The 17,270-nt window shown below is 42.5% G+C and carries 14 protein-coding genes; 5 read left to right on the top strand and 9 right to left on the bottom strand.

The features are described from left to right. Positions 1 to 3 precede the first annotated feature (3 nt). The 3 genes from CDH51_RS04505 to CDH51_RS04495 all read left to right on the top strand — a co-directional run bounded on the left by CDH51_RS04505 (position 4) and on the right by CDH51_RS04495 (position 3,914). Positions 4 to 1,848 (top strand): FAD-dependent oxidoreductase, encoded by a 1,845-nt coding sequence (locus tag CDH51_RS04505; RefSeq protein WP_100627437.1) that lies wholly within the window; start codon positions 4 to 6, stop codon positions 1,846 to 1,848. Between the two features lie 199 nt (positions 1,849 to 2,047). After that, entirely contained in the window at positions 2,048 to 2,596 is a 549-nt protein-coding gene (locus CDH51_RS04500) for an RNA polymerase sigma factor (RefSeq protein WP_100627436.1), read from the top strand. Then, on the top strand, positions 2,583 to 3,914 hold the full coding sequence (locus CDH51_RS04495) for a hypothetical protein (protein WP_100627435.1): 1,332 nt from the start codon (positions 2,583 to 2,585) through the stop codon (positions 3,912 to 3,914). Before CDH51_RS04500 ends, CDH51_RS04495 begins: the two co-directional genes overlap by 14 nt. A gap of 250 nt (positions 3,915 to 4,164) precedes the next feature. On the opposite strand, the gene CDH51_RS20165 is transcribed toward CDH51_RS04495, so the two are convergent. The 4 genes from CDH51_RS20165 to rlmD form a co-directional block, all read right to left on the bottom strand. Further along, on the bottom strand, positions 4,165 to 4,323 hold the full coding sequence (locus CDH51_RS20165; RefSeq protein ID WP_198514256.1) for a hypothetical protein: 159 nt from the start codon (positions 4,321 to 4,323) through the stop codon (positions 4,165 to 4,167). A gap of 13 nt (positions 4,324 to 4,336) precedes the next feature. Next, the gene (locus CDH51_RS04490) at positions 4,337 to 5,020 is read right to left on the bottom strand and encodes a DUF4397 domain-containing protein (protein ID WP_157807041.1); all 684 of its coding nucleotides are present in this window, start codon (positions 5,018 to 5,020) and stop codon (positions 4,337 to 4,339) included. Positions 5,021 to 5,147: 127 nt separating this feature from the next. Continuing rightward, on the bottom strand, positions 5,148 to 5,525 hold the full coding sequence (locus CDH51_RS04485) for a hypothetical protein (RefSeq protein WP_026945060.1): 378 nt from the start codon (positions 5,523 to 5,525) through the stop codon (positions 5,148 to 5,150). Further along, on the bottom strand, positions 5,522 to 6,928 hold the full coding sequence (gene rlmD, locus CDH51_RS04480; protein ID WP_100627433.1) for a 23S rRNA (uracil(1939)-C(5))-methyltransferase RlmD: 1,407 nt from the start codon (positions 6,926 to 6,928) through the stop codon (positions 5,522 to 5,524). The genes CDH51_RS04485 and rlmD overlap by 4 nt, the downstream gene beginning before the upstream one ends. Positions 6,929 to 7,187: 259 nt before the next feature. Between rlmD and CDH51_RS04475 the strand changes: the two genes are divergently transcribed. Both CDH51_RS04475 and CDH51_RS04470 read left to right on the top strand, forming a co-directional pair. Further along, positions 7,188 to 8,669, top strand: a complete 1,482-nt coding sequence (locus tag CDH51_RS04475) for an MFS transporter (protein WP_100627814.1) — start codon at positions 7,188 to 7,190, stop codon at positions 8,667 to 8,669. A 2-nt stretch (positions 8,670 to 8,671) separates the two neighbouring features. Continuing rightward, positions 8,672 to 10,615, top strand: a complete 1,944-nt coding sequence (locus tag CDH51_RS04470) for an alpha-amylase family glycosyl hydrolase (RefSeq protein ID WP_100627432.1) — start codon at positions 8,672 to 8,674, stop codon at positions 10,613 to 10,615. A 2-nt stretch (positions 10,616 to 10,617) separates the two neighbouring features. On the opposite strand, the gene CDH51_RS04465 is transcribed toward CDH51_RS04470, so the two are convergent. The 5 genes from CDH51_RS04465 to CDH51_RS04445 form a co-directional block, all read right to left on the bottom strand. Then, the gene (locus CDH51_RS04465; RefSeq protein WP_100627431.1) at positions 10,618 to 11,643 is read right to left on the bottom strand and encodes a LacI family DNA-binding transcriptional regulator; all 1,026 of its coding nucleotides are present in this window, start codon (positions 11,641 to 11,643) and stop codon (positions 10,618 to 10,620) included. A 35-nt stretch (positions 11,644 to 11,678) separates the two neighbouring features. Then, positions 11,679 to 13,241, bottom strand: a complete 1,563-nt coding sequence (locus CDH51_RS04460; protein ID WP_100627430.1) for a purple acid phosphatase family protein — start codon at positions 13,239 to 13,241, stop codon at positions 11,679 to 11,681. 93 nt (positions 13,242 to 13,334) lie between these two features. Next, positions 13,335 to 14,576: a peptidase C69 family protein gene (locus CDH51_RS04455; protein ID WP_100627429.1), complete on the bottom strand. Its 1,242-nt coding sequence runs from the start codon at positions 14,574 to 14,576 to the stop codon at positions 13,335 to 13,337. A 4-nt stretch (positions 14,577 to 14,580) separates the two neighbouring features. Then, positions 14,581 to 15,711: a nitrilase-related carbon-nitrogen hydrolase gene (locus CDH51_RS04450; protein WP_100627428.1), complete on the bottom strand. Its 1,131-nt coding sequence runs from the start codon at positions 15,709 to 15,711 to the stop codon at positions 14,581 to 14,583. 4 nt (positions 15,712 to 15,715) lie between these two features. Beyond that, a complete protein-coding gene (locus CDH51_RS04445; protein ID WP_100627427.1) occupies positions 15,716 to 17,077 on the bottom strand; it encodes a flavin monoamine oxidase family protein in 1,362 nt (453 codons plus the stop codon). Between the last annotated feature and the right edge of the window lie 193 nt (positions 17,078 to 17,270).

The raw sequence follows: 17,270 nt of genomic DNA, 5'->3' as shown, positions 1-17,270 counted from the left end.
ACTATGTTCAAAAAAACCTGTTTTCTTTTTGCCGCTTTTTTTATCTCCATTGTTTCTTTTGCTCAAAACTATGATGTAATCATCATCGGGGGAGGGGCAAGTGGAACTGCTGCAGGACTTGCATCGGCTCGCAATGGAGCCAATACGCTAATCATCGAGGAAGGACCCTGGTTGGGGGGAATGCTCACTGCTGCTGGTGTCTCCGCCATCGATGGAAATCATCGCCTTCCTTCAGGTATTTGGGGAGAGTTTCGAGCAAAATTGATCGAACATTATGGCTCCCAACAGGCATTGTCTACCGGATGGGTCAGTAATACCCTTTTTGAACCTAAAGTAGGGAATCAGATTTTCCAGCAAATGGTAGCTGAAACCAAAGGACTCGAGGTCAACTTCAACACCAATTGGAAAAGCGCTGATTACATCAATGGCCTTTGGAAAGTTAAAGCAGAGAAAAAAGGCCAAAGTCTGGAGTTTTGGGCTCCAATCTTGATTGATGCTACCGAGTTGGGAGATGTCGCTGCAAGTTTGGGGGTTGAATACCGTCTTGGAATGGATGCCCAGGATGAGATCGGAGAGGCTTTTGCACCGGAGCAGGCCAATGATATCGTTCAGGACCTTACCTATGTTGTGACCTTGAAGGATTTTGGACAGGGTTCTGATAAAACTATTCCTAAGCCGGCTAATTATGATCCAGCCGAATTTGCCTGTGCCTGTGCCCATGCGGATCCAATAACGGATGAAGATCCTACGCTCGACTGTCAAAAGATGCTGGACTATGGCAAGCTTCCCAATGGAAAATACATGATAAACTGGCCAAACTGTGGAAATGATCACTATGTCAATCTGGTCGAATTATCTCCTGAGGAGCGTGAAAAGGAACTCGAAAAAGCTAAGCAGACCAGCTTACGCTTTATCTATTACATTCAGCATGAATTAGGTTTCAAACATTTAGGGATTGCAGCGGATGAATACCCTACTGAGGATGGTTTACCCATGATTCCTTATCATCGTGAATCACGTCGATTCCGAGGAATGGTGGATTTTACACTGCCTTTTGTCCGGACTCCTTATGATGCACCTAGTCCCTTATATCGCACAGGAATTGCCGTAGGCGACTACACCATTGACCATCACCATAAAAAGAATCTGGATGCGCCAGCCATTGACTTTATCAAAATCCGTGTTCCATCCTATAATGTTCCTCTTGGCGCTTTGGTACCAAAATCCCAATCAGCATTAATTCTTGCTGAGAAGAGTATCTCCGTTTCTAATATTGTCAATGGGGCTTCTAGGCTTCAGCCGGTCGTTTTGGGAATTGGCCATGCTGCTGGGGTACTAGCATCAATAGCTGCTGAGCAGCAGAAAAGTCTGCAGGAAATTTCCATCCGGGAAGTTCAACAGGCTCTTCTGGATCAAAATGCCTATATCATGCCCTTTTTGGATATGAATCCCGAGGACCCACATTTTCAGGCAATGCAACGAATCGGTGCTTCGGGCATTCTGAAAGGGGAGGGGGTTCCGTATCTGTGGGCTAACCAAACCTGGTTTTACCCTGATAGAAGGGTGACAGAATTTGAGTTAATTCAGGGCTTGAGACCTTTTTCTGATTCTTTAGAGGCTTTTTGGGGTGCTAGTGGCGCCTACCTGACTGGTGAACGCTTCCAGGTACTTTTAAACCTGGTGTCTGAGATATCCTTGAAAGATTTGGCTGATGCTTGGACCGATGCCGGATTGCCGGAAAGTTTTACCACTGAGAAGGAATTGAACCGAAGAGAAGTATCTGTCTTGCTGGATAGGACGATTAATCCTTTCGAAAGAGAAGTCGATTGGAATGGGGACTTGAAATAATTTTTCTTTCCTTGTAGCGTAATTCTCAAAACATCCGTTCCTAAATAAACGGATGTTTTTTTTGATTTTGATAGGCTTCAGTTGAAAATCAACAGCCTTGAAAATCGAAAGAGCAGAATTAAATCAAGAAGTGAAATAGGTAAAAAATCGACGGAGATAGACCTTGTGGTATGGTGATTTCTCCAAATAGAATTACGCATTGAATTGGTCAGACCAAGAGTTGATTGACGGTTGCAAACGTCGCTCAGCAAAAAGTGAGGAATTATTTTTTAAGAAATACTATGGCTATGTCATGGGTATCAGTCTTTCCTATGCCAAAGATCGGGACTTAGCCCAAGAAATTGTCAATGATTCTTTTCTGAAGTTTTTTGGATCAATTGAATCTCTCACAGATCATCAGGCCGTCAAGCCCTGGCTTCGTCGAATTACCGTGAATACAGCGATTGATTGGTACCGGAAAAATAAAAAGTACAGTCAACAGCAGGAAATTAATGAGCAAAATGAGGTCTTTCATGAGGTCCATGCTATAAGTGATATGGCTTATGAAGACTTGGTGAAACTGCTCCATCAGCTTCCCGAAGACCACTATTTGGTGTTCAGTCTCTATGAGGTGGAAGGCTACAGTCATCGGGAAATCGGTGAAAAAATGGGGATTACAGAAAGCTCTTCTAGGGTTTATCTGGCTAGAGCGAAAGCTCGATTAAGAGAATTAGTAGAAATGCACCTGAAGGAATATGCAGGAAGATAAAATATCAAAAGAAATAGCCGATTCTCTTCGAAAGCATCAAGAGAATCATCCTCAAGCTTATGAGGCAGGAGCTTGGGAGGCTTTTGAAAAAAGTAGGAAATCGGGTGGTTTTCCATGGCTGCCTGTCTTTATAAGTGGAATCGCAGCATGTCTTCTGCTTGGGCTGGGGTATACCTGGATCTCTCAGGATTTTCAGTCAGATAGTATTGATCAAAATGAGGTGATTACGAGCATAGAGTCTGAATCTCAGCTCCCAACTACTCCCTCTCAAGTTGATTCTATTGTAAAAGAGGAATTAGAAATCCCGAATGATCCAGCAGCTCCGGAAAATTTGATTGCTGAATCTTCCAAAGGAAGCTCCATAGAGCCTGTTAAATCAGAAAATACAGAACAGTCTATTTCAAATTTTCAAAGCAAAGAGCTAGTCGAAGATCCTGGGGTTCCAAAAGAAAAAACGATTGATATTCCATTCAAATCATTGTCTGAAGCGGAGTTCAAACAAAAACTTCTTGCAGGAGACTGGTCGAATTCGAGTAACTCAGAAGCCAAAAACTCATACTATCGAAATAGAGATTTGGCTGATTCTTCTGAAATAAGCGATAAGATTGATGAAGCTTCATGGAATATGGCTTTAGCAGAGGAAGAAAAAAGGTCAAAAAATTCTAAAGCTATCGCTTGGGAAGTTGGGGTGGCTCCTGCATTTGGTGGAGGTACAGGCGATGGAGGTGGACAGGTATCTAGCAGCAGTCTGGGCTTGGGAATGGCATTGGCAGTTCCTGTGACAGAGAAAATTAGATTGGGAACCGGTTTGGCTTTGAATACTCTTAGCCAGCAAAGTGAAGTGGTATTTTCACCAGCAAATGCTCTTGCAAGTTCTATCGCACCTTCTGAAGATAGAATTACCGTCAATCAGGCTCAAGTGGAGCTTCCGCTGTTTGTTCAATATCCAATCAATCCAAGTAATACTATTTCCATAAGAGCTGGGTTTTCTTCTATCTATGCCATCAATCAGCAAGCTGATTTGGAGTCTTCTTTCACAAGGCAGGTGGTTGTGGCAAATGATGCGGCGAATTCGAGTATCAATGATTCTAGAATCATTCAGGAGTCAGTGATACAAAATACTTCCTTGGAACCCGCCAATCAGCGGTTTTACCCTTTTGCAACAGCAAATTTTGGATTGAATATTCAGCTGCTGGAAAGCAAAAATGTGAATTATGTTCTAATGCCATTTTATAATCTCCCTTTGACAGATTTCACAGGTTTTGGTGAAAATCCCGGTCTAATCGGCGCGTCTTTCAAAGTGAATTTTGGGAAGTAAAGGTTTTTGAACTGGTGTTGAGAAATGGGAGATTAAAGTCTCATGAATTTTATTTTTGATCGGTTTCCACCTTGCTGGCATCCGATTCTCATTCCCCTTTTAAAATTGTGCGTCATCGCTGGGATGCTGAGGTATCTTTTTTACCCAGCATTTCGCTCATCGTATTTCTTCGCTTAAACTGGCCTGCCTACCTCTGGTAGGACTGTTACAAGTCGCGCCTTCAGCACTTTTTAATTCGTTTTGTGCTTAACTAAAATATTTCACCAAATGAAGTGAGTTTTATTTCGCAAAGCATATTTCGCCGAAGGTGTAATTCTTTTTTTTCTTCGCGGGAGAAAAATCTTCTCACTGTTTTATGGTTGTTTATATCAAAAAAAACCGGAGCAATTTTGCCCCGGTCTTCATTCATTGTGATGGGATTTTTAGATCCCGAAATAGTTGGTAATAAGTTGAAGGTCCAGCTCCTTGGATGTTTCATTGGCACCTTCATTTCCTTTCAGAATAAGAGTGTAAACAAACCTATCCCTGATTTCGACACCATCGATCTGAAGAAGTGATTCTCCGTTTTCGACGGATTTTACATCAATGTCATAAATCCCTGGCGCTAGCTCCGCAAAATCTGTGATATCCTGGAACTTTACATTTGGAGTGATTGGCGTAGTTAATCCTGAAAACTCGACATAGATCTCTCCCAGTTCTGAGGAAAGATGTGCAAATCGAAGTTGGGCTAAATCTGCCACGGGGTCTTCCCATACATCTTCGACTAGGGTAGATTCGAGCTGATCATCTTTACTGCTAAGGAAAATCGAATAGACTTTATCCACTTCAAGAGTGACATTTTGCTCCAAAAGGCTGCTGGTACTCGATGCACTGGTGTAGCGCATCAGACGCTCACCGATGAAAAAAGGGCTATAGGCGATGAATTCAGAAAACCCTAAGGGTTGCTGTGTTACCTGATTGTTGTCGGCAAAAATATTAAGGTCAGGAGCCGTAGCAGATCCCTGATAGATGGAGACATAAGCTGCTGGTGTAGGATCAGGAATGTCAATGTCATCCAAACAGGAAGTTGCAAGAAAAGCCAAGCCACCGAAAGCTAAGGACTTCATGGTAATTGATTTGAACTTGGATACTGGGTTTTTAATCATAATTGTGCTAGTAATTGGTTTTTCTCCTAGACGCAAAAAAGCCGTGATTCGCTTCAACCACGGCTTAATTTTTTATCATTTTTTGTCTTTATTCCTCAGGATAAGGGATGTAGACAAAACTGGTAAAGGCTCCGTCCATCACAAATAGACAGCAGAACTCATCAGGGTCTTTGAATGCTTTCTTAAAGTCCTCAAGAGCGTCCTCGGCTATCAGCTTTCGCTGCACAAATTCATCGACGTAGGTGATGAAATAATTCCACTCTAGGTTTTTCTCTACCTTCCCCAAAAACAACTTTCCGATGGGTTGCATTTCCTTGGAAATGGGAAAAATAGGAAAATCTGAAAATCCTCTTGACTTGACCTGATAGGCAGCCTCTTTGAGTACATCTGAGATTTTTACAAAATCACTGCTGATTGTACCCAAGTATTTTCCGTTGAGTTCGGGATCGTTAAAGTCAGAAATCATGGCTTTAAGGTTAATCGTACAACATTTTCTACATGATAGGTCTGAGGAAACATATCTACAGGCTGAATTCGTTCCACTTGGTATTTTTCAGCTAGCAAAGCTACGTCTCTAGCCTGTGTGGCTGGGTTACAAGAGACATAAACGATCGTAGGGGCAGAAAGGCGAAGCAGCATTTTTACTACATCTTCGTGCATCCCTGCTCGTGGAGGATCAGTGATAATCACATCCGGAGCTGCATGCTGCGCAATAAATTCTTCATTGAGGACATCTTTCATGTCACCTGCATAGAATTGCGTGTTTGTGATTCCATTGATTTCGGAATTCAATTTCGCATCCTCGATTGCAGCCTCCACATACTCGACACCGATTACTTGTTTGGCTTGTTTGGCTACAAAATTGGCAATGGTACCTGTCCCCGTGTAAAGGTCATAGACTATTTCATCACCTTTTAGCTCTGCAAAATCCCTCGCAACTTTGTACAGTTCGTATGCCTGATCGGAGTTGGTCTGATAAAATGACTTCGGACCAATTCTAAACTTGAGCCCTTCCATTTCCTCTTCGATGTAAGGTAAGCCTGCGAAGGTTACCAATTCTAAATCGTGGAAGGTTTCGTTTCCTTTAGTATTGATGACATAGAGGAGGGAAGTGATTTCCGGGAATCTTGACTTCAAAAACTCCATCACAAGCTGGATATTCTCCGCATCATCTTCACCAAACTGGACAATAACCATGGTTTGACCCGTAGAAGTAGTTCGGATGATAAGATTTCGAAGCAAACCTACCTGATTTCGAATGTCGTAGAAGCTCAGTCGGTTTTGGAGGGCAAATTCTCGAAGGCTATTTCTCACATCATTTGAAGGACCGCCCTGCAGGTAGCAATGATCAATGTCGATGATTTTATCAAACATCTTTGGGATATGAAAACCCAAAGCATTGCGCTCAAACTCCTCGCCGGATCTAATCTGCTCGATGGTCAGCCATTTTTTATTCGAGAAAGTGAAATCCAATTTATTGCGGTAGTAGCGGGTATTTGCAGATCCTAAAATTGGTAAGACCTCGGGGATAGGAACCTTGGCAATTCGCTCAAATTGATCCACTACTTGCTGTCTTTTGTAGGTCTTTTGCAGATCATAGTTGATATGCTGCCATTTGCAGCCGCCGCAGGTCCCGAAATGCGCACAAAATGGCTCAACTCTATCTTTGGAATATTGGTGGAAATGTACGGCTTCCCCCTCCATAAAGGAGCTTTTTCCCTTGGTGATCCGTACGTCTACAATGTCTCCCGGGGCGACATTCCCCACAAAAACCACCTTGCCATCATGATGCCCGATGCATTTCCCTTCGGAGGCAATGCGCTCAATGGATACCTCAGTGATGATCTTGTTTTTCATTTTTCTCGACATGGCTGCAAAATTAGATAAAATGAGGGAGAAAGAGATTTTGTGAAAACTCTTTGATTGAGCTCAAGAGCAAAAAAGCCAAGACAGTCAGATTTAAAAGTGAAATTTAGCCTTGTCAAAATTATCAACCGTTTGCATTAAATTTTTCTTTTATTTCTCTCTTAATGCTTCTTTTTGACAAAGAAAATTTGGTATGTTGAGCAGGTTTTTTTCCTATGAAAAGAATCAAGTCTTCCACAAACCCAAAATAAATCGGTTTTTAATGAGAAAACCTACTTTGTCTTTTTCGCAGATCATCAATATGAATGTCGGGTTTTTTGGCATTCAGTACAGTTTTGGTCTACAGCAGAGTGCAGTCAATCCCATCTACGACATGTTGGGTGCTGCTCCTGACGAAATCCCCATTCTCAACTTGGCTGGTCCTATGACCGGGCTTTTGATTCAACCCATAATTGGAGCACTAAGCGACAATACTTGGAGTCCAAAGTATGGTAGGAGAAAGCCTTTTTTCTTTATCGGGGCTTTGTTCTGTAGCATCACGCTCTTTTTGTATCCCTTCAGTAGCTCGCTATGGATGGCAGCAGGTTTACTTTGGGTGCTAGACGCTGCGAATAATACAGCAATGGAACCTTATCGAGCCCTCATTGCAGACAAGCTTCCGGATGAGCAGTATAGTACCGGGTTTTTGACGCAGAGTTTCTTCACCGGCTTGGGGATTACCTTAGCGAATGTTTCTCTTTTTGTATTTCAAAAATACATTCCTGGCACCTGGGGTTCCTTGCCTTATTGGGTTTATGCGTCCTTTTTCCTAGGCACTGTTTGTTCCATCGGGTCGGTGATGTGGAGTATTTCCAAGACGCCTGAGATTCCACCCAGTGAGGAAGAGTTGAAAGCCTTGAAAAAGCGAACGGAGGGCATGCCTCACCCAGCCATTCAGTTTTTCCTTTCGATTCTAACCTCTCTGATAGCCTATTTAGTTTTTCTGCTCGTGCTCATTCCAGCTTTATTTTCAAAAGGATTGCTACACAGGCTACTTGAAAAAACAAAGTCGAACCCAAAAACACGGATTCTTTTTGCCCAAAATATCGAAATCATTGAATCGATCATGGTCATGCCATCCGTTATGTGGAAGCTTGCCTTAGTTTATCTTTTTCAGTGGTACGCACTTTTTTGTTATTGGCAAAATGCCGCTAAGAGTGTCGCCCAGTCGGTTTGGAATACCAGTCCAAGCGGTGATCCCAAGCTCTATGAAGAGGCGGTGGGTTGGACCGGCCTGGTCAACGGCTGGTACAATGTGGTGACCTTTCTTTCAGCTTTTTACCTGGCCCGAATGGCTACTAAGTTTGGTCCAAAGAAGGTTCATTTCATCTGTCTAATTATTGCCGGTTTAGGATTGATGGTTTTTCCCCAATTGACGAATAAATATGCTCTTTTTATCCCAATGGCAGGATTTGGGATTGCCTGGGCCAGTATGATGGGTGTGCCTTATCTACTCGTTGTTAATGAAATTCCAAAGGAACGCTACGGGGTTTACATGGGGATTATCAACATGATGATTGTGATTCCTATGATTTTGCAGACACTGACTTTCGGCTTTATCTCCAAAAACTTTTTGGGAAATGATCCAGGATTGGCCATCGTTTTTGGTGGAGTATTGTTGATAGTGGCTGCAGCTGCAGTATTGCTAATTAAAGAAAATAAAAATATCGTAACAGATCAGCCCATCGCAGGCAGTGGACATTAAGGATGATTATTGAAGTGGGAAATAAGGATTACAAATCAATTGCAGGTGAGTTTGGCATCAGTAGTTCTGGAAAGCATGCTGAATTTTGGAAAAGGTTGGAATTGGGATATGAGAATCTCCGACAGCTTTATTTTTCCATTTATGGACATCTTGAAGATGCAGAAGTCAAATTCGAAGACCTTCTTCGATCAATAATTTCGGCATATCTGAGTAGATCAGCCGATCTCAAGAAGCGGGATTTGTCCAAAAAGCCTGACTGGTTTCTTTCCAATGACTTAGTAGGCATGAGCTTGTATGTGGACCGTTTTGCAGGTTCCATTGCTCAAATGGAAGGCAAGCTGGCTTATCTGGACGAACTTGGAGTTAATTTCCTTCATTTGATGCCACTATTCGAAAGTCCTCAGGGGGAAAGTGACGGCGGTTATGCAGTGTCTGATTTCCGTAAAGTCGATGAGCGCTTTGGGACGCTGGAAGAACTTTCCTCTCTCCGCAAAAAAATGCATGATGAGGGGATGTACTTGATGTTGGATATCGTACTCAATCATACTTCCCATCGACATGAATGGGCCGAAAAGGCAAAATCCGGTGAAATGAAATATCAGGATTATTTCTACATGTATGATAATCGCTGGATTCCCAATCAGTTTGAGGCGGCAATGCCCGAGATATTTCCAGAAAGTTCGCCCGGAAACTTCACTTGGTCCGAAGACTGTCAAAAATGGGTGATGACCGTCTTTCACAATTATCAATGGGACCTGAATTACCGAAATCCGGAAGTTCTGCGGGAGATGCTGGATAATATTCTTTTCTATGCCAATTTGGGAGTTGATTTGATTCGAATCGACGCTCCTGCATTTATCTGGAAAGAAACAGGAACAAGCTGTCAGAACCTGTCTCAGGCTCACTCACTTCTCCAGCTGATCAAGCAAGCTGTCCAGATTGCCAGCCCAGGTATGGCAATTTTGGGAGAGGCCATTGTTGCCCCCAATTTTATCATGGAGTACTTTGGAAAGGATGATCGAGCAGGGAAGGAGTGCGACTTTGCCTACAATGCCACACAAATGGCTCTGCAGTGGGATATGCTTGCCTCGGGCGACACTAGAGTCATGCTGGAAGCACAGCATATTTTACAGCAAAAGCCACCAGGAACAAGTTGGATATCTTATACCCGCTGTCATGATGATATAGGACTGGGCTATGATGATTGGATGATCTCAAAGGCAGGAAAGGATCCTTACATGCATCGAAGCTTTTTGAAAAATTACTTTTCAGGTTCTTTCCCGGGAAGTCCATCTCGCGGGGCTTTGTTTTCTAGTAATCCCAAGACTGGAGATGCACGGATTTCTGGATCACTGGCCTCCTTATGCGGTTTGGAGGCAGCATTGTATGCGAAGGATGCGTATCAAGTAGCGCTTTCTATCCAAAAAATACTTTTGATGCAGGCTTTTTCTATTTTCCAGGGAGGCTTACCCATGCTTTATTATGGAGATGAATTAGGGTATCTGAATGATTATACCTTTCAGCATGATCCAGCGAAAAGCTATGATAATCGATGGATGCATAGACCTATAATTGATTGGGAAAAGGCAGCTGAGCGTCATACAGAAGGAACTGTGGAGGAACGGGTGTTTTCTGGCTTAAAGCAGTTGATACAGATCCGGAAAAGTCTTCCTGCTATTTCAGATAATAGCAATATTCGATGGATGAATCCTCATAACATCCATGTAGCGGGTTTCCTTCGGGAAATAGAAGATCAGCGAATTTTTGTAGTCGGAAATTACTCAGATAAGGCATCTTTCTTGACTTGGTATGCATTCAGAGAGTTTGGCTTCAGTCCCAAAAAGCTTTGGGATCATGTCTCGAAGGAAGAAATTTCTGTCGCTAGCGATGATCAATATTTGATCCTTGAACCTTATGGATTTAGGATCTTGGAAGTGCTTTCCTAAAACTATTTCTGAGTGGACTCCCGAATGATCAGGTCACTCTTGATTTCAGTGAATTGGTTTGTTGATTCTTCATTTGGGTTTTGGGTAGCCTTGAGCAGGATCTCAGCAGCCATCTTACCTACCTCAAACCCATGCTGTTCTACCGTACTAAGGGAAGGGTTCATGACTTCAGAGATTTTCCAATTGCTAAAGCCCATTACGCCAACCTCGTCGGGAACCTTTATTTTAGCTTGCTTCAGGTAGTTCATTGCGCCTAATGCAACGGAGTCTGTAATGCAAAAGATAGCATCAGGAGGATTGCTACTTTCCATCAGCTGCTTGGCAAAAGCAAATCCCTCTTCTTCCGTGATGTCCTTACAATGCGGAATCCAATTGGGGTCAAAATCCAATCCATGCTCCTTTAAGGCTTTATGATAGCCTGCGAGGCGGTCCTTAGAGTTTCGAACATTTGCCAGACCATTTATATGGGCAATTTTCCGATATCCTTTTTCTATCAAATGAGTAACTGCCCGGTAGGCGCTTTCCAAGTCATCACTCGTCACAATAGGGCTTTTGAGCTTCTCAGAATACTTGTCAAACTGAACGACTGCTTTACCTTCATCCAAAAAATCCTGAATGTGATCCACTTCTTCTGTTTCATTGGAAATAGAGATCAAAATCCCGTCTACATTTCCAGCAAGCATATTATGACAGGCATGGATTTCATTTTCGAGTTTTTCATCCGTTTGGCTGATCAGGACTCGGTAACCCTGTTTTTTAGCAGCATGAAGTGCTCCGCTGATAATGGATGAAAAATAATAATGCACCACCTCAGGCACGATCATCCCAATCGTCATCGTCCTATTTTTCCGAAAATTGACCGCTATTGAATTTGGGATATAATGATGCTTTTCTGCATAATCCTTGACCAACTTGATGGTCTCTTCCGAAATTCCCTGATAGGAATTAAGCGCTCTTGAGGCTGTGGACACTGAGATACCAAGCTCTCGAGCAATGTCCTTCAGTGTAACACGTTTTTTCTCGGTCATAATTATTTGACTGATTTCAAAAGATGAATAATTGCTTAATCCTCCGAAATGACTCTTCCTTCTTGATCTAGGATCAGATTCTTCACTTGATCAGAAGATTTCAAAGTGACTCGGATGCGAGGATTTCCTTCCTCTTCATAAAATCGCACTTGCTCTACACTATATCCAGGGTATTCCTTGAGAAGGTTTTCTTCCATCAATCCCGGAAGCTGATCAACATAAGGGATGGTATTGTCAAAACGGAATTCAGGATCAAGATTTTGCTTGTATTCAATAAATTGATTGATCCCATCTCCATTCTTAACTAAGTCAAATTTGTCGTAAAGCTCTCCTATGGCTGTATAGGACTCAAATTCTAATTTGTTGTCTTCGATGCTTACCACCTGAAAAAGCTGGGTGTTTTCGGCAGCACGATCTCTTACCGCACCCCACTCATCCCATCCATCGGGTTTTATATTATACATTTTGCCACCACTGACCGATACTACGTAGACTGTTCCTGTTGCATCTTGCATATTCAGTCCATCCATTACATTTTCCCCGGGAGCTACACGGCCTCTGCCATAGCTATGATCATGTCCCTGAAGTGCAAGATCGACCTGATATTTATCAAAAATAGGCTTCCAAAGCTTTCTAAGGGCTTCATTATCTCTTCCAGCGGATGCAGAAAACAGCGGATGGTGATAGGTAACGATCACCCATTTTTTAGTGTTTTTCTTCAAAACCTCCTCCAGCCATTGAGCTTGGATTTCCTGGTCTCTATTACTGTCCAAAAAGATGAACTTGGCATTTGGATAGTCCATGTAGTAGACCGTTTCTTCCAGTCCTTTAAGACCGTTTAGGGGTAAATTGAACTGTGGTCTCCATTGGACGGATAAGCTGCGCTGTCGTTTTTCGCGGTCTGCCTGATTCAAATAATTGTATTCATGATTTCCCGGTACAGGCATGGTTGGCAGCATACTGTGAATAAATCCACCTGCTGTGAACCATTCATGCCATTCCTGCTCCCGGTGGGCATAATTGATCAAGTCTCCCGCATGAATGATGAATTCTGCTTCAGGAGCCTTTTTAAAGCCTTCCCGAATTAATCTTGACCAAAGTTCAAGTACGTAGTTTTGAGCGTCACCTACATAAAGGAAGGAAAATCTATCAGCTGGGTTTGCACTTGCTGTTTTGAATTGGAACCATTCAGACCAGCGTTCGCCATCACCTACACGGTAGGCATAGACTGTGTTGGGTTCAAGGCCGGAAAAGCTAGCCTGATGATAATGAGCGACCGTTTCTGCTTGTGCAACGTTTCTGGAGTCCAAAACTTCCGTTTCAGCCTTCTGAGTAGTCGCATTTCTCCAAAACTTAGGAGCAGCGGTGGCCGGGGCTAGTTCTGCATAAGCCTCTGTAATTTCGGTATTGGTTCGCCAATTAATTCGTATTTCCTGACTTGGGTCTTCTCCAAATGATATAACGATGCGATCAGGATAGACGGAAGGTTGACTCCAATCAAAACCGAATTTAGGCTCCTTGTAAACTCGAATTTCCTGCGCCAAAATCAGGTTGGAGAAAAAAAGAAAAAGAGCGAGAAGTAAAGTAGATTTTTTCATTTCAATGCTTTTTGACAAAATACCACTTTTTAGTTTCTAAATTTTGGTATGATGGCCATTTGAATAATTAATAACAGGCAATTAACACCATATTTATTTCGAGACTTCCAGAAGCTTTTCCTTAATCCATTTTTGGTAAAATGAATAGCAATCAAGGCTGAATTTACTTAACTCCTCAGGGCTAGCCGATTCTTCGATTAGGTAAATATCCTTCTTGATCCAATTTCCTTGAACTTGGTTCAATTCCGCTTTCAGCTTAGGAAAAAGCTCTTTCCAGTTTCGTTCTATGATCGTATGTAGCTTCTTTGCCTGCCACCAGAGAGAATTATCTTCGAGATAGGAAGGATAGGTTAAAAAACTGGTTTCTGTCCCAAAATAAAAGGGGATGTATAAACTTTGGCAGGGGTGAGGGCTGGGGCAGAGCCAAATAGTGTGTGGTTGATCGTTTCTAATTTCTGCAACCATACTTCCAGTGGTTTCCGAGGGGTTGGTCAGACCGGTTGCATGCATACAAACTGAAGCTGCACTCGCCTTTTTGGGATGAAAGTCTTCGCCTGTGGGATGGTGAGACTTTAATATTTCCATCATTTGTTTGGGGCCAATTTGGCCTTTTTGATTGTTGAGGGATTTCTCAGTAAAAGACTTTCGATCTTTGGCTTTGGAGAAATAGGTGTACAGAAAATCTGAAAAACGACTTTTAAAACCTTTTTTGGAATTGAAAATGGAGCTCAAATACTTGTCTTCCTCTGTAATTTTCCATTCTTCAAAGTCATCCTCCAAACTCAGACAATTGGAGATGCTTGCGTAGTCCTTTACCCTTTTCCAAGCCCAGGATTTCCCAGCTGTTTCCAATATCAAAGCATCCTTTTGATCGGCGATTAGGAAGCTGTTGTGATAGTAAAAGTTTTTGTTTTCATAGCCTCCACAGGCATTTTGACCATATCTTTCTAAAAGTTCTATGATCAGATCTTTCGCAGCCATAGCAGTCTTGGAGCGCTCTAAGGCTAGTCTCAGCAAATCCATTCCTGTTAATCCCGGTTTGGATTTATCAAACTTTACCTGGGTAAAAACCGCTTCATTTCCTATGGCTAGTCCCCATTCATTGACGCCCATTTCTGCCCCCCACATCTGAAAGGGCTTAGATAGCCATACTTCCCAGGTTGAACTGGCCTGAGGGATTTGGATATAGGTGCAGTTTAGTGTTTTTTCCGAATGCGTTATCCGTGGGATATGAACCTGTTCCTGCGCTTCTAAAGGCTCTCGGTCAGAGTTCTTCGCAAAAATTAAATTCCCTTTCTCCGAAATAATTCCTTTGGCCAGTAGGGTGTCGCACATGATTCTAGTAGTTCAGTGACCAAATTCCAGCTCGTGCTGCTGCTGTAGGCTTTAGTGCCTGACCATTCAGTATTGCTAATGGTTGACCATCTGCGCCCATTTCCCAAAGTTTTCCCCTGAGAAATACATTCATGCCCACATCAGCTGAGGTTTTTGTGATTTTTCCGGGAAGAGCATATTTATTCCAGGCTTCCCATTCGGTTATTTTTTGGATATCACTAAGGTCAGTTTCTGCAGGAGCCTCCGAACCATTGTAGCCCTGCCAAGGGTTTTCCATGGTGTTTTCTCCTGTGAGATAGGAGGGCACAAGGATAATCTCAGCTTTTTCTTTTTCAGCTTTTGTGTATGGCTCAGGGTACCAGCTATCCGCACAGATCAGTAGGGCCGCTTTTCCCATGGGCAGTTTGAAGACAGTTAATTCTTCCACAGATTGACTTTGGACAAAGGGGAGCTCAGCATCGATTGGGAAGGCTTTTAAAATCGGTTTTCCGATGATTTTTCCATCCGGCCCAAAGATGAAGGAACTGTTATAAAGCGGCTCACTGGAATCAATAATTAGCTCACCTTCTACGACTTGAGGCTTTGGTAGGACAATACTTCCTGCGGCAATAAAGCAATTGAAGTCATTGGAAAGCTTGCTGAATGTATCAAAATAATCCTCAGCCATCTCAAGCGATTTCATTCGGAAAATGGTTGCTGTTACTTTATCCTCTTCATTTGATCGGATGAGGTTAATGGAAAAATCCACAATGTTTGATAGAATCAAAGTAGTCATTGCTTCTTCAACCGTCTCTTTTTCAGCCAAATTATGCTTCTCGCCCGATAGTACTAGCCATGTCCCCAAATATTCAGGAAGTAGGACAATGGTATTGGGTCGAATAAGACCTGACTTTCTCGATTCATGCAGATAAAGCTCCAACTTCCGATAAAAGGTTTCCTGATCCAGGTAGTCGCTCGCCTCCATGTAAGGCTGAATCCCTACAATATTTCTGTTTAAAGTGTCTGAGGGATTGATTTCTTCTACCAGATCCAAATATAATTCAGGCTCCTGTAGCGGATAGCTTCTGCCAGAAAATGACCAAATAAGCCAAATAAAGATGATTAATAGAACTGAAGATATCAGGATTCTCCTCATGAAGTTAATTGGGTTGATTTTTTATGATTTTGGAGGCGGCTGCTTCTCCTGCCAATACGGCACCTTCAATGTATCCATGCCAGCGCGTAGCAGCTTCCGTTCCTGCAAAATGCAGTCTATCCTCTGATTTTCTATAATTATCCTGGAATTTGGACCAGGAATTGACAGGCATTAGACCTGCATAGCAGCCTTTGGACCAGGCTTCATCGCTCATAGTAAAATCGAGGTACTGAATGGCAGTTTCTGCTTTTTCACCAAAATACTGCTTCAAAGATCGCATCATTCTGTTTTTTCGTTGTTCCTCAGACAGGCTAAAATATTCCTCAGCTCGGTTTCCGATTACAAATCCCATCAAGATCCCGAAACTTCCATCGGCAGGTGAGCAATCAAAAACAGTCTGATGGGTCAAAGGGTCATCACTCACCACCTGCCCGCTGTAGTCTAATGTTCTCCAGAAAGGCTTCTCATAGATCATAAAACACTTCCCTACGCGTCCCATGGGGTAGTTTTGAAAGAGCTCCTGTTTTTCCTTAGAAAGTCCTGGTTCGAATTGAATCTGGTTCAAAAGCGGTGGAGGAATGGCAATAATGGCTTCTTGGGCTTCTATTGACTGATCACCAAAGTCCACCGAAATCGAATCTGCGCCTTGAATTACTCTTTCTACAGGTGATTCGAAAATGATTTTATCATAAAAGGGTTTGGCCATTTCTTCTATGATGCGTTGCATGCCACCCTCAATTCGGTGCTGTTGAGCTCCATTCTTGATATTGATTAGACAATCTAATGAAGTTCCTGAGCGAATGTAAAAGAGAGCATGTAACAGGGATATCTCGGATAGTTCGCATGCGAAGATGGTCTCACATCCAATCTTGATCACTTCATAGCAGGATTTGGTTTTCGAGTATTTCTTTAAAAAGTCATCCAAAGTCATTCCATCCCATTTTCCAGCTTTTGGGTGAGTCCAAGGTGAGTGGATGTCAATCTGCTTTGCCATTCGCTCCAGCCTTCGCATCAATATGTCCAAGTTGATCAGCGATAGGGGATCCATCTTGGGAATGATGCCTTGATAGGTCCGGATTTTCCCACGGAGATTTAAGATATTTTTACCCTCATCGTAAGTCTCAAAGTAGGGGATGTTGAGCTCTTGACAGAGCGCATACATTCGATCTTGAGTAGGTCCGATCCATTGTCCACCTAGATCGACATAGAGATTTTCGGATAAATGCTTGGTGAAAACCCGACCGCCGATTCGCTCTCTCGCTTCCAAAATCAAAAAAGGAATCTTGGCTTCATGAAGTTTTTTTGCTGCAGCTATTCCTGAGAAACCGGCGCCGATGATGACTACTTCCGTCTGCTGGATATTCATGCTGGAATATAGGCAGATTTTTGATTTTGCACTTTCGAAAGCTCTGTCGTTTGGGAATTCTGGTTTAAAAAATTTCAGCTGAAAAAAGTGGAAGCGTCACTATTTTTGATTAAGATTTTTACTTGAATTAAAATACATAAAAAATTGATTGATAATATAATATAGACTTTGTTGAAAAGTTTTACTTTAGGAT

The organism is Algoriphagus formosus (assembly GCF_002807035.1).
GTDB lineage: Bacteria > Bacteroidota > Bacteroidia > Cytophagales > Cyclobacteriaceae > Algoriphagus > Algoriphagus formosus.
This window is presented reverse-complemented; position numbering and strand designations above follow the sequence as displayed.

What these genes read in the sequence shown, in the direction of transcription:
- CDH51_RS04505 (WP_100627437.1), top strand. Translation starts at nt 4, where the DNA reads ATGTTCAAAAAAACCTGTTTTCTTTTTGCCGCTTTTTTTATCTCCATT.
- CDH51_RS04495 (WP_100627435.1), top strand. Translation starts at nt 2,583, where the DNA reads ATGCAGGAAGATAAAATATCAAAAGAAATAGCCGATTCTCTTCGAAAG.
- CDH51_RS20165 (WP_198514256.1), bottom strand. Translation starts at nt 4,323, where the DNA reads ATGAATGAAGACCGGGGCAAAATTGCTCCGGTTTTTTTTGATATAAAC.
- CDH51_RS04490 (WP_157807041.1), bottom strand. Translation starts at nt 5,020, where the DNA reads ATGAAGTCCTTAGCTTTCGGTGGCTTGGCTTTTCTTGCAACTTCCTGT.
- CDH51_RS04485 (WP_026945060.1), bottom strand. Translation starts at nt 5,525, where the DNA reads ATGATTTCTGACTTTAACGATCCCGAACTCAACGGAAAATACTTGGGT.
- rlmD (WP_100627433.1), bottom strand. Translation starts at nt 6,928, where the DNA reads ATGTCGAGAAAAATGAAAAACAAGATCATCACTGAGGTATCCATTGAG.
- CDH51_RS04475 (WP_100627814.1), top strand. Translation starts at nt 7,188, where the DNA reads ATGAGAAAACCTACTTTGTCTTTTTCGCAGATCATCAATATGAATGTC.
- CDH51_RS04470 (WP_100627432.1), top strand. Translation starts at nt 8,672, where the DNA reads ATGATTATTGAAGTGGGAAATAAGGATTACAAATCAATTGCAGGTGAG.
- CDH51_RS04465 (WP_100627431.1), bottom strand. Translation starts at nt 11,643, where the DNA reads ATGACCGAGAAAAAACGTGTTACACTGAAGGACATTGCTCGAGAGCTT.
- CDH51_RS04460 (WP_100627430.1), bottom strand. Translation starts at nt 13,241, where the DNA reads ATGAAAAAATCTACTTTACTTCTCGCTCTTTTTCTTTTTTTCTCCAAC.
- CDH51_RS04455 (WP_100627429.1), bottom strand. Translation starts at nt 14,576, where the DNA reads ATGTGCGACACCCTACTGGCCAAAGGAATTATTTCGGAGAAAGGGAAT.
- CDH51_RS04450 (WP_100627428.1), bottom strand. Translation starts at nt 15,711, where the DNA reads ATGAGGAGAATCCTGATATCTTCAGTTCTATTAATCATCTTTATTTGG.
- CDH51_RS04445 (WP_100627427.1), bottom strand. Translation starts at nt 17,077, where the DNA reads ATGAATATCCAGCAGACGGAAGTAGTCATCATCGGCGCCGGTTTCTCA.